Source organism: Chryseobacterium sp. MP_3.2 (assembly GCF_035984805.1).
Taxonomy (GTDB): domain Bacteria; phylum Bacteroidota; class Bacteroidia; order Flavobacteriales; family Weeksellaceae; genus Kaistella.
Genome location: NZ_JAXCHW010000002.1, coordinates 122,726 through 134,821 on the forward strand (window position 1 = coordinate 122,726; position 12,096 = coordinate 134,821).

Annotated in this window: 18 protein-coding genes; all 18 read right to left on the bottom strand. The window is 37.3% G+C overall.

Annotated elements, in window-relative coordinates:
* The 18 genes from RCH13_RS04650 to RCH13_RS04735 all read right to left on the bottom strand — a co-directional run bounded on the left by RCH13_RS04650 (nt 1) and on the right by RCH13_RS04735 (nt 12,088).
* Nucleotides 1-426 carry a hypothetical protein gene (locus tag RCH13_RS04650; protein WP_326986067.1) on the bottom strand — a complete coding sequence of 142 codons (426 nt, stop codon included), beginning with the start codon at nt 424-426 and terminating at the stop codon, nt 1-3.
* Nucleotides 423-1,004, bottom strand: a complete 582-nt coding sequence (locus tag RCH13_RS04655; RefSeq protein ID WP_326986068.1) for a hypothetical protein — start codon at nt 1,002-1,004, stop codon at nt 423-425. The genes RCH13_RS04650 and RCH13_RS04655 overlap by 4 nt, the downstream gene beginning before the upstream one ends.
* Nucleotides 991-1,833, bottom strand: coding sequence for a hypothetical protein (locus tag RCH13_RS04660; protein WP_326986069.1), 843 nt, complete (start codon nt 1,831-1,833; stop codon nt 991-993). The genes RCH13_RS04655 and RCH13_RS04660 overlap by 14 nt, the downstream gene beginning before the upstream one ends.
* Nucleotides 1,834-1,944: 111 nt before the next feature.
* On the bottom strand, nt 1,945-2,115 hold the full coding sequence (locus RCH13_RS04665; RefSeq protein ID WP_326986070.1) for a hypothetical protein: 171 nt from the start codon (nt 2,113-2,115) through the stop codon (nt 1,945-1,947).
* On the bottom strand, nt 2,085-2,351 hold the full coding sequence (locus RCH13_RS04670) for a hypothetical protein (protein ID WP_326986071.1): 267 nt from the start codon (nt 2,349-2,351) through the stop codon (nt 2,085-2,087). Before RCH13_RS04670 ends, RCH13_RS04665 begins: the two co-directional genes overlap by 31 nt.
* A gap of 12 nt (nt 2,352-2,363) precedes the next feature.
* Nucleotides 2,364-2,651 (bottom strand): hypothetical protein, encoded by a 288-nt coding sequence (locus RCH13_RS04675; RefSeq protein WP_326986072.1) that lies wholly within the window; start codon nt 2,649-2,651, stop codon nt 2,364-2,366.
* Nucleotides 2,652-2,859: 208 nt separating this feature from the next.
* Nucleotides 2,860-3,588, bottom strand: a complete 729-nt coding sequence (locus RCH13_RS04680) for a hypothetical protein (protein ID WP_326986073.1) — start codon at nt 3,586-3,588, stop codon at nt 2,860-2,862.
* 55 nt (nt 3,589-3,643) lie between these two features.
* On the bottom strand, nt 3,644-4,147 hold the full coding sequence (locus RCH13_RS04685; protein WP_326986074.1) for a DUF4468 domain-containing protein: 504 nt from the start codon (nt 4,145-4,147) through the stop codon (nt 3,644-3,646).
* 47 nt (nt 4,148-4,194) lie between these two features.
* Nucleotides 4,195-4,386 carry a hypothetical protein gene (locus tag RCH13_RS04690; protein WP_326986075.1) on the bottom strand — a complete coding sequence of 64 codons (192 nt, stop codon included), beginning with the start codon at nt 4,384-4,386 and terminating at the stop codon, nt 4,195-4,197.
* Between the two features lie 36 nt (nt 4,387-4,422).
* Entirely contained in the window at nt 4,423-4,827 is a 405-nt protein-coding gene (locus RCH13_RS04695; RefSeq protein ID WP_326986076.1) for a hypothetical protein, read from the bottom strand.
* Nucleotides 4,827-5,270 (bottom strand): hypothetical protein, encoded by a 444-nt coding sequence (locus RCH13_RS04700; protein WP_326986077.1) that lies wholly within the window; start codon nt 5,268-5,270, stop codon nt 4,827-4,829. Before RCH13_RS04700 ends, RCH13_RS04695 begins: the two co-directional genes overlap by 1 nt.
* A 4-nt stretch (nt 5,271-5,274) precedes the next feature.
* Nucleotides 5,275-6,108: a hypothetical protein gene (locus RCH13_RS04705; protein WP_326986078.1), complete on the bottom strand. Its 834-nt coding sequence runs from the start codon at nt 6,106-6,108 to the stop codon at nt 5,275-5,277.
* Nucleotides 6,109-6,224: 116 nt separating this feature from the next.
* A complete protein-coding gene (locus tag RCH13_RS04710; protein ID WP_326986079.1) occupies nt 6,225-7,139 on the bottom strand; it encodes a hypothetical protein in 915 nt (304 codons plus the stop codon).
* Nucleotides 7,130-7,399 carry a hypothetical protein gene (locus RCH13_RS04715; protein WP_326986080.1) on the bottom strand — a complete coding sequence of 90 codons (270 nt, stop codon included), beginning with the start codon at nt 7,397-7,399 and terminating at the stop codon, nt 7,130-7,132. The genes RCH13_RS04710 and RCH13_RS04715 overlap by 10 nt, the downstream gene beginning before the upstream one ends.
* A 1-nt stretch (nt 7,400) precedes the next feature.
* Complete coding sequence (locus tag RCH13_RS04720; RefSeq protein ID WP_326986081.1) at nt 7,401-8,759, bottom strand: hypothetical protein; 1,359 nt, start codon at nt 8,757-8,759, stop codon at nt 7,401-7,403.
* Nucleotides 8,740-9,072 (bottom strand): hypothetical protein, encoded by a 333-nt coding sequence (locus RCH13_RS04725; RefSeq protein ID WP_326986082.1) that lies wholly within the window; start codon nt 9,070-9,072, stop codon nt 8,740-8,742. Before RCH13_RS04725 ends, RCH13_RS04720 begins: the two co-directional genes overlap by 20 nt.
* A 78-nt stretch (nt 9,073-9,150) precedes the next feature.
* Nucleotides 9,151-9,960: a hypothetical protein gene (locus tag RCH13_RS04730; RefSeq protein ID WP_326986083.1), complete on the bottom strand. Its 810-nt coding sequence runs from the start codon at nt 9,958-9,960 to the stop codon at nt 9,151-9,153.
* Between the two features lie 61 nt (nt 9,961-10,021).
* Complete coding sequence (locus RCH13_RS04735; protein ID WP_326986084.1) at nt 10,022-12,088, bottom strand: hypothetical protein; 2,067 nt, start codon at nt 12,086-12,088, stop codon at nt 10,022-10,024.
* Between the last annotated feature and the right edge of the window lie 8 nt (nt 12,089-12,096).

Genomic DNA, 12,096 nt, shown 5'->3' on the forward strand with positions numbered 1-12,096 from the left:
TTAAATTTTATTTCCGATTAAAAGTTTAACGAGACTCAAAACAAAACCTTCTGAAATACCAGAGTTTTCTGAATGTAAAACTGATGGGAGTATATCATCTTTTATTTTCAGTTTTTTTTCTGCTGTAAAATAAGATTGCCGTAATATATCATTTTCATCTAGCAAGGAATTATTTTTTTCTACTAAAGTTTCGATTTCAACTTTATCAATTTTTTCGAATTTAAATTCTGTCTTAAAAACATCCGCAGGACAAAGGAAAACGACTGTGTTATTATCCCTATTCACCATTGCAAGATCAAATAGGGTAACTTCGTTATCGACTGCGAACTTCGAAAAATAGAGTCCACTTTCAGGATAATTTCTTGATTCTATTCTTTTATTGATATCGTTAAATTCGATTGATTTTATTTCTACGTAATTTTTCATTTTTCAAACATTGTTTTGTAGAAGTCGTAAACTTCCGGGTGATTGGTAATTGTGTATTGTTCCAGTTGAGCGTTTTCGCTCCAGTTTCCGCTGCCTTCCATCACTAAATTAAATTCCTGATCTTCTAAAACTGCTTTGATCAAAGTGACTTTGCTGTGATTCCAATAATATTTTGTTTTAAAATTTGGATTGGATTTTACCACCGCTTCCAAAGTTTCTATGGTCACTGGATTCCGCTTGATCATACTGTCGGAAATAAGAAGCGTTACTTCTCCTACCTTTCCGCTTTGCTGCAGTTCCTGCAAGGCTTCCACCACACGGCGAGAAATAGAGTAGGTGCTGGCAAAAATTTCTTTAATAAAATATCTTTTTGCAATAAATGGGATGAAGGTAAAAGCGTTGAAGGCGTTTTCTGTAAAAATGTAGAAGATTTCACCTTCCTGCGGAATTCTGATAAGATCTTCTACTTTCTTTATTTTCTCCAGATGATGATTGAGATAGGTAGAGAAAACACCCTCCCGTTTTTGGGCGGGTGTTTCTGTAATGGCATTCAATGAGAAAAATTTATTTTCCTGCATTAATACGGCTTTCTACCAGTTCCTTTTTTTTGTTGAGGAAATCCACTTGAGACTGCAGATCTGCTTTGCGGTCTTTGTCCTTTTCCTTCTCTATGAGTTTATTTTTTTTGGTAATGTTGGAAGCGATGTTGCTTTTTGCCTGTCCCAATTTTTCTGGAAGAATCTTTTCTATTTCACGCTCCAGCTTCAAGCCCGCAAAAACTTCATGTTCCCCAAGAATAATTTTATTTTTCTGGTAATGCTCCAGTTCTGCATGAACGGCTCTATTTTCTTCAAAATCTTCTAAGAGTTCATTAGAAATGCTGAAAACTTCTTCTTTGCTGAGCTTTGGTTCCGCCACATCCACCAACTCCTTAAACAGTTGGGAATGTTTCTTTTTGTAACCATCGAAAGAATTAAGCGCATCTACGGTCATCGCTTTCAGTTCTGCAGGAGCATCTTTCTCTTGTAAAAATGGATATTGGGTAGAAAATCGCAATCCGGATTTTGCAGCTGAATCCATTTCGCGCAAAACATTGGTAAACGGATCTTTTTGAACATCGGAGAGATCAGCAGCTTTTCTAAAGTCTGGAACATCAGTTTCCGGAACCGCTTCCACTTCTTTTTCAGCAGGAACGTGTTTAGCAATCTCTACTTTAGAAATCGTGTGGAAACGCTGTAATTCGTAGATAATTTTTTCTACGTTGTCTTTTGTAGCTCCTTTTTTGTTATAGCGGTTCAGCAGCTGTACGGGGATATTGGACTCCACGGCCAATGCAATCCCTTTATTGAACTTTTCGCTAAGATCTTTCGGTGGATTTTTAATAAAATCTAAAACTTTTGTTTTCATAATTGACTCTTTTTTTATCAAGTTTGCAATAATAGTGAGAACAAAAAACGATAAGATTAGGCAATTGCCATGTTACATTAAAACCAAAAAACCCGCCGAAGCGGGAATTATTTAAGGGTTAGGAACTTCTCTAAACATTGTGGGACTGTACGGATATTCTGCATGGCGATCTTCATCAACCAGGATCATCATATCTTCATTTCTCGTCCAGAGACTATCTGCTTCTATGTAATCAAAAAGCGTTTGTAGGTCTAAGTTATTTCTGTAGTATTGGGTTTCCATTGATTTTTAATTTTGGTAATGAGCTCAGGACAATCTGCGAGATTGCGGAAAATAGCGCGGAGTTCTGTGTGAATTGCAGAACGGGTTTCCCGATCTTGCTCAAGGTCTCCGTCGCTCAATAAATTGGCGCGCTCGAAGGCGATAAATAAAGTATCCTCTACTTCTTTAGCTGAATAAACATTTAGTAAGATTGCGGCGGATTCCAAGATCTCGGCGGTTTTTTTCTCTGTGCTCATAAGTTTTTTATTTTAGCTATTAAACTTAAGAATTAAAGCGTTCCACGCTGAAGTGAAGTCAGTGTTAATTTCAAAAACTTCTCTGCCTTCCTTCGTGATAATGGAAACGCGTGTTTTCCCATTCCGCAGTTTTCGGGAGCGGAAACAGCGGATGTTGTTTTCGCGCACGAATCGGCAGATGCTTATTTTTTTGGTTGGAACTAAAGCGGTAGAAAACCAGCTTTGCACATTTTCGCCTGTGGAGCGTAGAAATGACACTACTTGAGAGTCATTGTCTAAAAAGATTGTTGAGTTTCGCATTTTATAATCTATTTAGAAATTATTTCAAACAAAAACGCCTCGATTGTGTGGCGTCGCGAAACTCAACAATCGGTGAAGATTGACCACACGCACAAGGCGCAGTATTTTAAATAAATTTTTTCGGAAGATACCGATTATTAAGTTTCGCTATAGCAAATGTACATATTTTTTCCAATAACAATACAAAACATTAGAAAATAATACAAACTTATAATTTTTTCACATACAAAATGTAGGATGCAGTTTTCCAATCATCTACAATATCGAAACTATACAATTTGCAGATATACCCATAATTCATTGCTCGCCGCACAATTGTAGTTTCTTGTCTTGATACATAACCAACGGTCACTTCGTCAGAAATAATTTCAACAGCTTTTTTGTCAAACTCATTGTAGTTGTCCTTAAATAATTGCAATAAATCACCCTCTTTAAGATTGTTTTCAATAAACTCATATCTTTTTTTTAAGTGTACACCTTGAATATCAAAAATGGATACCACATCATAATTGTCAATTGCAGGAATTTCATATCCTTTATTTTCATATAACAAGAAATCATTATACAATTCTTCTTTACTTCTAACTTTTCGTTTTATTTTATTTTCTTTATTATATAATTCCGTTTGTAATTCGTTTAACCAAAAATCAAAATCGATAAATTCAAATCTCCATCTTCTAATAAAGGCCCGTCTAAGGGATGTTTCTGTGATCTGATGATAAGAATTGTTTTGATAAAGTTCGTCAATTAGATTCTGATCTGCATCTCTTAAAAACACCAGTAAATCTTCGCCTGAAATTAATTGCAAGTCAGTAATTGTATGGTTTGTAGCAACCTTTCTTAATTGAACGTTTTCGTCCTTATTCGACAATAAAGACGCAAGGCATATAACAATTATCAAAAGAAAAACAATAATAAGCACAGTTATAAAATCCATTTTTTTAAATTTAGTATTAAAAAAAACCGCTGTGGTAGCGGTCTAAATATACTGTTCACCAATCTTCTTTTTGATGAATATTTGCAATCATCTCATTCATGAAAATTTCGGCGTAAACTTCAATATCATTAAGGTAATTGATAACTTCTTTTGTTTGCCTTCGATCTCCATTCCCTTTGAAACAATTGTAATAACTAAAATTACCAACACCTCCGATCTTATCAATATTGTATCGTAATTTTTGATCCTTGATATCAAAAGTTAAAGTATAACTAACGCCTAATGCAGACTTACCGAGCGGTCCTTTCGACATGATATTCCATAAACCATTTATCCTAAGATATTCATTGGGAACATCTGATTTTGTAACAAAGTCAGGATTCGTGTAGGTTTTAGCAATCCAAGATTTTAGTGATTTATAAATTTCTGTCCTGCTTTTTCCAGGGAAATCAACAATATTATTTTCTGGAATCAATCGTGTTGGAGTCGCAGTAAAAGTATTTTGTGCGGAAATTATCAAAACTGATAATAAACAGAAAATAAGTAAGAGCTTTTTCATACAATAATTTTAGCTCTAAAGATAAAAAAAACTTCACAATGTGAAGCTTAAGGTAATTCATTCTTGCATTCCGCAAGTCCGGCAATTATTTTCTCGTAGGTTTTTTCGGTGACCGTTAGTTTTCCGGTGACGTATTTTGTAAAATTCTTTCGGTCCATGCCTATCTTTTCTGCGAATACAGAAAGATTCATCCAGGGAATTTTTTCGAAAATTTGTTGTAGTTCTTCCGCTCTTGTCATACGTCAAATGTAGTATTTTTTAAGCAGATGAGCAAACTATTCTGCATCTTCCTGCAACTTCCTGAACTGCGCTTTTACTTCATCTGTGAAACCAAATGACAGTTGTTTAATGATAAACCGTTTGTGGCCGAAAATAATTTTATTGTGAATCGGATAATTCTTCTTTTTCTTCTCGCGATTGAGTTTTAATTTTCTGGTCGCTGCTGAATAATTTCCTGCTTTTCTCGTAGTCATATCAATATACCGGTGCACAGCCAAATGCGTATAAGTCAAGGAATTTTTATCCACGCTCATATTGACGTTCCGCCACTTTGCCTGAGAAAATCCACGCATTTCCCGACGGGTATCTTTTAGTATAGATGCAGCCTGCTCCCGCAGAACCTGTTCGATGAATCGTTCCTCAATCGAATTTCCGCTATTTCGTTCGCTGATCAAACTCATTACTCAATTTCAAAATTAATACTCCACCCATTGCAGTCTGCTTTTTTCCATTCCGGGAGGATTTGAATAGAATCTACCGAAATATGCCGAAGAAAACCGGAACATCCTTCTGTTGCTAAAGTTAGAATTTCTTCCCGAATTAGTTTTGCAGCTTGAAATGTTCTTTCAAATAACTCAATAAACTGTTCCTGGTCATTGTCTGAGTAATCTGTTTTTTCCAAAACAAAGAGCATTGAGCGCGTTGTATTTCTATAAGAATCTGCATTGCTTCCATTCGTGCCGTAACTCGGCAGAACTCCCACTAAAAACATATTGTCTTCACTGTATTTTTCCGCCAAAGTTTTCACCAATTGGCTGTCGTCAATCACCATCCAAGCGGAATTAATTGCTGCAACTTTTGCTTTTATTTCAGAAAGTAAGGTATTCAATTGTTGTGGACTCATAATACTAGGTTTTCTCGTCGAGTTGTTTTTTCTGGATCTGGTATAATCTTTTTTGAACGGCCCAAAAATTGGCGCGCCTGATTTCGTGGTAGGGACCAAAAACGCCGCTTTCTGCCAAATCATTTAGCAAACCAAACATTCCTATTCCGGGGATATCGCTTTTGGATTCTTCGCCGGTTGGCTCATAAATAATGGAAAGATCGATACTGGAACCCTGGACAAATATTTCACCGCTCATAATGAAAAGCTGCATTGCAGAGAAGTACAGATAAAACCCATACAAATGTCTGATGTCCGTAATTCTAAAAATGGTTTTTGCGCGAATTCTGGATATTTTAGGATCGTATTTCTCCCCTTTTCTTAAATAGAAAATTGCAAATAATTTGCAAAGAAAAATATAATCTCCAGTTTGGGAGTAATTAATAAATTCTTCCAGTCCATCAACGTACTGACCAAATTCCACATCTTCAAAAACGTTTTCCGGTCCGTAAAAAGTTTGGAAGAATCCTGCTTTAATCTGCGGAAGATGATTATTGACGTAAAACTGTTTGATCTTTAATTCATTGTTTCCGTCTTTTTCTGTGCGGTCGAAAAAGGTATCGATCAATTCACCCAGGATAAAAACATTATTAAAAATTTCGGGATCTTTTTTGCCGGATGCTTTCATTCCTAAAAGCGCATAAACCGCCAAACTTCGAAAATCTTCATAGGTGATTTCACCCAATTGGAAGAGCCAAATCAGTTTGGCCATATTTCCGTATTGTTTGGGATCACATTCTCCCAAATGTTCCGGGAGATAAAGGAATGTTTTTTTATCTGGAATTTCGATTGTTCTCATTGGATCTTATAAAATTACTTTCGGTACCATATTTTAACCGATGTTCATGAATTAGTGGAAATCCTAGAACATCAACACCAATCTGAAATACTATTATTTTTAAAAAACTTCTCATATTAGGTATCAATAAAACCATCATCACCATAAATTCCACTGTCTAATACGACCTGATTGGGATATAGTTGCTTCACGTTTGTGGCTTTTCTAATCATTCCTTCCAAAGCGCCCAAATATTTCTGACAATCATTTTTGAAGGTCATCGCCGTTTCTAAATACTGCAACTTATCTGAAGGTTTATAATTTTTTCCGACAGATCCATTCACCGTTCCCAAACTGGTCTGCAAAACTCCTTCGGGAAATAACTGAATATTCAATCTTCTCATTCCCCAATCGAGAGCGTAAAAAACACAGCATTTTTCTGCAATATTTTTCATCGCAGGCGAAAATTGATTGAGAGGAAGTGGACCGATTCGCGGCAGCAGTTCGAGATCTTCACATTCCTGCAAAGCTGGAAGTAATTTTAAATATAAATAATAGGAACCATTAATGTTGAAATGTCTTTCAAACATATCCAGGGAGCTCACAAATAATTCTTTGTGATCATATTTTTTCACGTTCACCGGAATTGAGTTCGTGAACATGTGTTTTAAAAGTAAGTCTAAATGCCGATAATACAAATTATCCAACGCCTGAATATTGGCATCAAGCATCCATTGCCATGGAGTTCCATCATGTTCATCATTCCTTGTTTTTCTTCCGCGAGCGGTGAAAGCAATATCTGCTGTTGGAGTGTAGATGATTAAAGCACGCAAAAGAATGGCGTATTTCACTAATTTAGGAAATGTTGTTTCCGGATCCACAGGAGCAGCTTTTACAATTTCATATTGTGGTAAACCTATCAGATCGGTTATTTCAGATGTAGAGGCGCGCAAAGCAGATTCCATTCTTATAAAAGGAATATCTGAATCTACAAATCCGATATACTTCTTAAATTCTGCCGAAAAGTCCGCTTTAGACCAAATTAAATCCATGATAAAATAATTTCAATTGTTTTCCATAATCCCAAAACACCAAAGCTCAAAAATCCTAAAGCCAAAAGGACTGCAACCCATTTGCAACCGCTCGGAATTTTCGGAGCTAATTCTTCGGCTGATAATTCCGGAACATTTAACCAGTGCTCCGCTTCATCTTTTCTGCGCTGTTCCAAGATTCGTTCTATATCTTTCTCCAGTTCTGGATTAGCTTCCTGTTGTGAAGCCCAATTTTTCATATTTTCTATTACCTTGTCCATTTTAACTTGCTTTAAAATCTGCTACTTTGTTTCGGTCACCGCTTGTCATATCTTCCTGCCTTTGTGGCTCCAGATGATAAAAACCAAGTTTTAAATTAGAATCCGGCCAATTAGTTTTGATGGCGAAATTAATGGGATCCATGATCACCATTTCTGGAATATCAATACCGGTCTGTAAATAATTATTGAGGGCGTAATACTGCTCAGATCCGCCGTTCGCTTTTCCTTTGTCCCCAGTATTTCCCAGAGATCCACCAATTCCGACTCCGGTAGATGCAGACTGATCTGCTTTGTTTGCAATATCAATATGTGCTTTTACGATATCACCCATTTTAGTATCGATCGGCGTAATTTTCCAACCCATTTCGATGATGTTCATTCCTTCCACAAACATCACCTGTTCAGAATGCCAGAATTTTCCTGCATTTTCAATAGTGGATAAAACTTTTTGAATATCCCGAAGCATTTTTCTTTTCAATGCTTTCAGCATTTTCTCATCGTAGGAAATATTCTTATCGGCGCACTGGTCTTTTAATTCGTCCCGTTTTTGATTCCAAAATTCCTGGGGTGAAGTAATGTGATATTTGATGTTGATGGAGTTTTTAGACAATGCCTCCAAAAATTTAGGAACATTTGTGCTCTGAACGATCCAGGGAATTGAACCAAGGATTTGCGGAATACTGAAAAAATCAGAACAAAACGATGGCAAATTGGTGTACATCACCGATTGTGAAGCTTTAACCAGATCTGCATCGGTATATTGTAAAGGATAAACTTCATATTGGTTTGGATCGTCCTTTTTCTCCATTAAAATATGTGTGGGAGTTTGGCGCTTTCCAACTACCATCGGGCGATAAGACTGAATATGCTCTATCCTGTGAATAAATGGAGAATCACCCAAGCGCCAACCTTTTTTAAAGATAAATTTGGCGTAGTAACTTTCGATATGAGAAAAATCTACAGTGCCTTTGAGAAGAAATTTATCAGAGTTCCAGGATTTCAACCATTTTTCAATCGTTGCATCTTTTTGCCATTTTCGGATCAAACTACCATCTGCATCAAACCTTTCTTCATATAATTTGGGACCTTTTCCCCAGTTGAGCCCCGTTTTTTTATTGAGGATCCCAGGAACGATGGAATTGGCGTAAACGATATTCCTAATTGATAACGGCAGGTTATTGTTTTCTCCATAAGGGAAAATGTTCCAATCCTGAAAACGGGAAACATAACCACGATTGGTAAATACATCAAGTGGGGACCAAGGTTGAGTAGTATTTCTGCGCTTATCGATCACTTCGAAGGTGAACGATGCTTTTTCGTCTGTCGAAATCGCGCTTTCTTCATCTATAAATTCTATCATGAGATATTTTTAAACCATTTACAGTCATTAATAAAGGCAGCCAAAAATGTTTCTTTTCACCGGTATCTACATTTTCGTAAGCAATCAAATTTTTAGCGTGGATACTTTTTTTGGAAGGAAGCCCGGCAGAAAGCAAAGCATTTTTGACAACGACTAATCCGGAAGAAGTTTTTCGGGTTCTGTCGCAAGAGACAAAAGAAAAAGTGATTGGGAAACTATCTTTCGATAATTTTCGCATCAACTTTAAAGCATCATAGATGTTTATTTCTTTTGAAATTTCACTTTCCATACCTGCGAAAATAGAGTAGTACAAGTATTTCGCATGTTACATTAAAAACAAAAATCCCAATACCGAAGCATTGGGATTTAAAAACTGATGAATGAAAAAAATCTAACTTCTAGAAACTTCTACAAGATAAGTTTTGTCTGCTTTTACAACTTTCAAGTTGATAACTGCACCTGCCAAAGCCGTCCAGGTTGCTGCATCTTTTAAAAGAATCCCTACAGCAGCTGCTGGCTGATTGGCTAAAGTTAATGGAGCGACTCCACCAGCACCGATCAGGGTGACCACAGTATCTTCGTCCAGATCGTTTGCAGTTACGGTGATATCATCTGTTACTGCCGTTGCAGGTAACTGATAAATTACTCCATTTGCTTTTTCTAAAGCAAAATCAGCACCTGCAACAAGTTCTGTTGGCGTTTCAGAATCCACCGTTCCTGTGTAGAATCGAATGAACTGGTCATTGATCATTTCCTGCTCGAAAGATAAAGTCATGAAATTCTTTTCATTATTATCTTCCATGGAAACCTGAAGAACCATTGGTAAACATTTAGTTCCCATTGTTTTGAATTCTTCGGTATCACAACCACCGTAGAAAATTACAAATCCTCTGGAATTGTGTTTTTTCGCCCAGACTATTGCTTCTTTTGGCGTCCCAGGATATTCACCCATATATTTACCTTTTGTTCCATACGCATCTGGAGAACCTGACGATTCAAGCAATGCCTTCTGGGTAGATGGCGTCATATATGTTTTCAGAAATCCTGTTCCTGGTTTAAAGACAAAATTTCCGTCCCAGCTTACGCCGTCTTCGTTCAATGTTGGCCATGTTTGCACATCTTCTACAAGTACTGCAATGGCTTCACCTCTTTTTGGTGTAGGAACACCCGGATTAGATCCGTATTTTACTAAGTGTCTCATTTTATTTTGAGTATTTTTTTTAAAAAGTCCTGCCTAAAGACAGGACTTTTAGAGGTTAATGTTATCCGCGTGCAATTTCTGTCCAAATTCCGTTTACGAACAATAAGTCCATAAATTTCGCTTGAGTGTCCATCACGTAAGCAGCACCTGTAATTTTAATTTTACCTGCTACATTGTCAATCGTAAGCGCCTGAGTGCTTCCATAGATTCTTACTCTATTTCCTTCGGTTCCACCGATGATCTCTGCTAAAGTATCAGGAGCAATACCTGAATACATGTATTGATCCGCGCTGTACTCGATTGTATCATCAGCAAACTGAACAACTGTAGAAACTGCGGCAGGACCAGAAGTTCTATTCACTTCTTTCCATAAATCAACACCTGTTTTCACAAGAGTTAATTCACCACCTAATTTCAAATTGAAATCTGCAGTCAGATCTAAATTTGCATTGTCTTTCACTAAGACGGCTGATGCCAAAGAAATATCTCCGCGAAGAACTAAGAAATCTCCAGGGTTACCTGTGATTTTTGTGATGTCGGTAGTGAAACCGTTATCAACATAAGTTCTATTATGACGAACATCCAAAACTCCTGTTTTTTCGTCGTATGCAACCGCGAAGAAGTTTGCGCTCATTGCAGGAACATTGTTGGTCCAGATCGCTTGATACGTTTCCGCATAAGGCGTTCCTTCATCTACGATCATTCCGATGTGATTGATACCAATACCGATTTTGTAGTCGGCGAAAATATATACATCTCTCAAGAATTTCTCAATCGTGTATTTCGCTTTTTCTTCCGGTTTGTACTCAAGGATCTTGATGTTGTCCATGAAAGTGATCACCATTAAATCTGAACCTTCCAATTGCTGAAGAGGAACAAAAGTAATATTGGGGAAATCTTTCGGAGTTGTCGGCATTCCTTTGTAGTCCGTATTTTGCCCGAAAGTATCTTCGTACGTTCTCTTATAAGTTCTCAACCAGGTTGGAGAGAGAACAAATTGTAATGAATCATTTTTCACATCTTCCGGAATTAATGCGATCATTCCATCAATATAATCTACAATGTTTGCAGAAGTTGGAATCCCGACATTAAACGGACGGTATTTGTTTGCGTTTCTCGCATCCAAAATCTGTTTTCTTAAACCATCATTTCTGAATAGGTAAGAAGATGATTTCTGCACTTCACCCGGTCCCGGAACAACTGGTTCTACATGAACACCATTGATCAAAACATTAGCATCTTCTGCTCTTGCTTTTTTCGTGAATTCTGTTAATAAGAATTCGATGAAGGTCATTTTGTACGCTTGAGATCCTTCTTTGTTGAAGTTTTGCAACCAAGAATTTTCAATCTTTTGCATCTCCCAGTAGTTGAACTGCAAATCGATCTGTGCAGGTTGAACCCGCATTTCTTCTGGTTTGATTGTAGCATCACCTTTTGGAGACCATTTTGCCTTTCTTGGCTGGGTAACTTCACCAACTACCATTTGAGCAGATCTCATACGATCTGAAACTCCGGTAACTGTTGGCCAAATTGCAGGAAGTGGGAAATAACGATTGAATAAAGACTCAATTTTGTCAGGATTGTCATTAGCAAAAGCGTCAAATCCTTCATTTAATTTGTCTACGGCTACGGAAGAACGGAAATCTGTTGTAGATCCTGTTGCTCCTGATAATGCTCTTGCATTCCAAGGCGAATCTGCTCCCCAGAGTTTTCCTTCATATCCCATCAATTGTCCCTGTAAAGCAAAAACCATTGCCAATCCTGCTCCTAATTTTCCTGCATGTGCAAGAATTGTTGGAACAGCATTATCTGGTGAATCGCTCAATTTGGTAATGGCTTCTGCCTGAACTTCTACGGTTCTTTGCAATCCGGCTAATTGCTCAGCTAGATTTACATTTTCGCTTACCGCTTCTTCAGCAACAGCTTGAACAGAGTTTAATTGTTCTAAGGCGGTCTGAACTTCTGTCAGTTCTGCATTTGCCTGGGCAATAAGCGCTCCCGCTTTTTCTGCACCAAGCATTGTTGTCAGATTATTACTTTCCGCTTCGGTAAGTAAAACCTGATTGTCCTTTGTTGCTAAGACTGCCCAACCGAGCAATCCCGCCAACATGGCTTGAAATTTTTTCATAGGTTCTA

Excerpts from the sequence above, each read along its gene's own strand:
- RCH13_RS04670 (WP_326986071.1), bottom strand. The coding sequence starts at position 2,351 with ATGAGCACAGAGAAAAAAACCGCCGAGATCTTGGAATCCGCCGCAATC.
- RCH13_RS04680 (WP_326986073.1), bottom strand. The coding sequence starts at position 3,588 with ATGGATTTTATAACTGTGCTTATTATTGTTTTTCTTTTGATAATTGTT.
- RCH13_RS04700 (WP_326986077.1), bottom strand. The coding sequence starts at position 5,270 with ATGAGTCCACAACAATTGAATACCTTACTTTCTGAAATAAAAGCAAAA.
- RCH13_RS04685 (WP_326986074.1), bottom strand. The coding sequence starts at position 4,147 with ATGAAAAAGCTCTTACTTATTTTCTGTTTATTATCAGTTTTGATAATT.
- RCH13_RS04735 (WP_326986084.1), bottom strand. The coding sequence starts at position 12,088 with ATGAAAAAATTTCAAGCCATGTTGGCGGGATTGCTCGGTTGGGCAGTC.
- RCH13_RS04655 (WP_326986068.1), bottom strand. The coding sequence starts at position 1,004 with ATGCAGGAAAATAAATTTTTCTCATTGAATGCCATTACAGAAACACCC.
- RCH13_RS04690 (WP_326986075.1), bottom strand. The coding sequence starts at position 4,386 with ATGACAAGAGCGGAAGAACTACAACAAATTTTCGAAAAAATTCCCTGG.
- RCH13_RS04730 (WP_326986083.1), bottom strand. The coding sequence starts at position 9,960 with ATGAGACACTTAGTAAAATACGGATCTAATCCGGGTGTTCCTACACCA.
- RCH13_RS04720 (WP_326986081.1), bottom strand. The coding sequence starts at position 8,759 with ATGATAGAATTTATAGATGAAGAAAGCGCGATTTCGACAGACGAAAAA.
- RCH13_RS04660 (WP_326986069.1), bottom strand. The coding sequence starts at position 1,833 with ATGAAAACAAAAGTTTTAGATTTTATTAAAAATCCACCGAAAGATCTT.
- RCH13_RS04705 (WP_326986078.1), bottom strand. The coding sequence starts at position 6,108 with ATGAGAACAATCGAAATTCCAGATAAAAAAACATTCCTTTATCTCCCG.
- RCH13_RS04675 (WP_326986072.1), bottom strand. The coding sequence starts at position 2,651 with ATGCGAAACTCAACAATCTTTTTAGACAATGACTCTCAAGTAGTGTCA.
- RCH13_RS04665 (WP_326986070.1), bottom strand. The coding sequence starts at position 2,115 with ATGGAAACCCAATACTACAGAAATAACTTAGACCTACAAACGCTTTTT.
- RCH13_RS04710 (WP_326986079.1), bottom strand. The coding sequence starts at position 7,139 with ATGGATTTAATTTGGTCTAAAGCGGACTTTTCGGCAGAATTTAAGAAG.
- RCH13_RS04715 (WP_326986080.1), bottom strand. The coding sequence starts at position 7,399 with ATGGACAAGGTAATAGAAAATATGAAAAATTGGGCTTCACAACAGGAA.
- RCH13_RS04650 (WP_326986067.1), bottom strand. The coding sequence starts at position 426 with ATGAAAAATTACGTAGAAATAAAATCAATCGAATTTAACGATATCAAT.
- RCH13_RS04695 (WP_326986076.1), bottom strand. The coding sequence starts at position 4,827 with ATGAGTTTGATCAGCGAACGAAATAGCGGAAATTCGATTGAGGAACGA.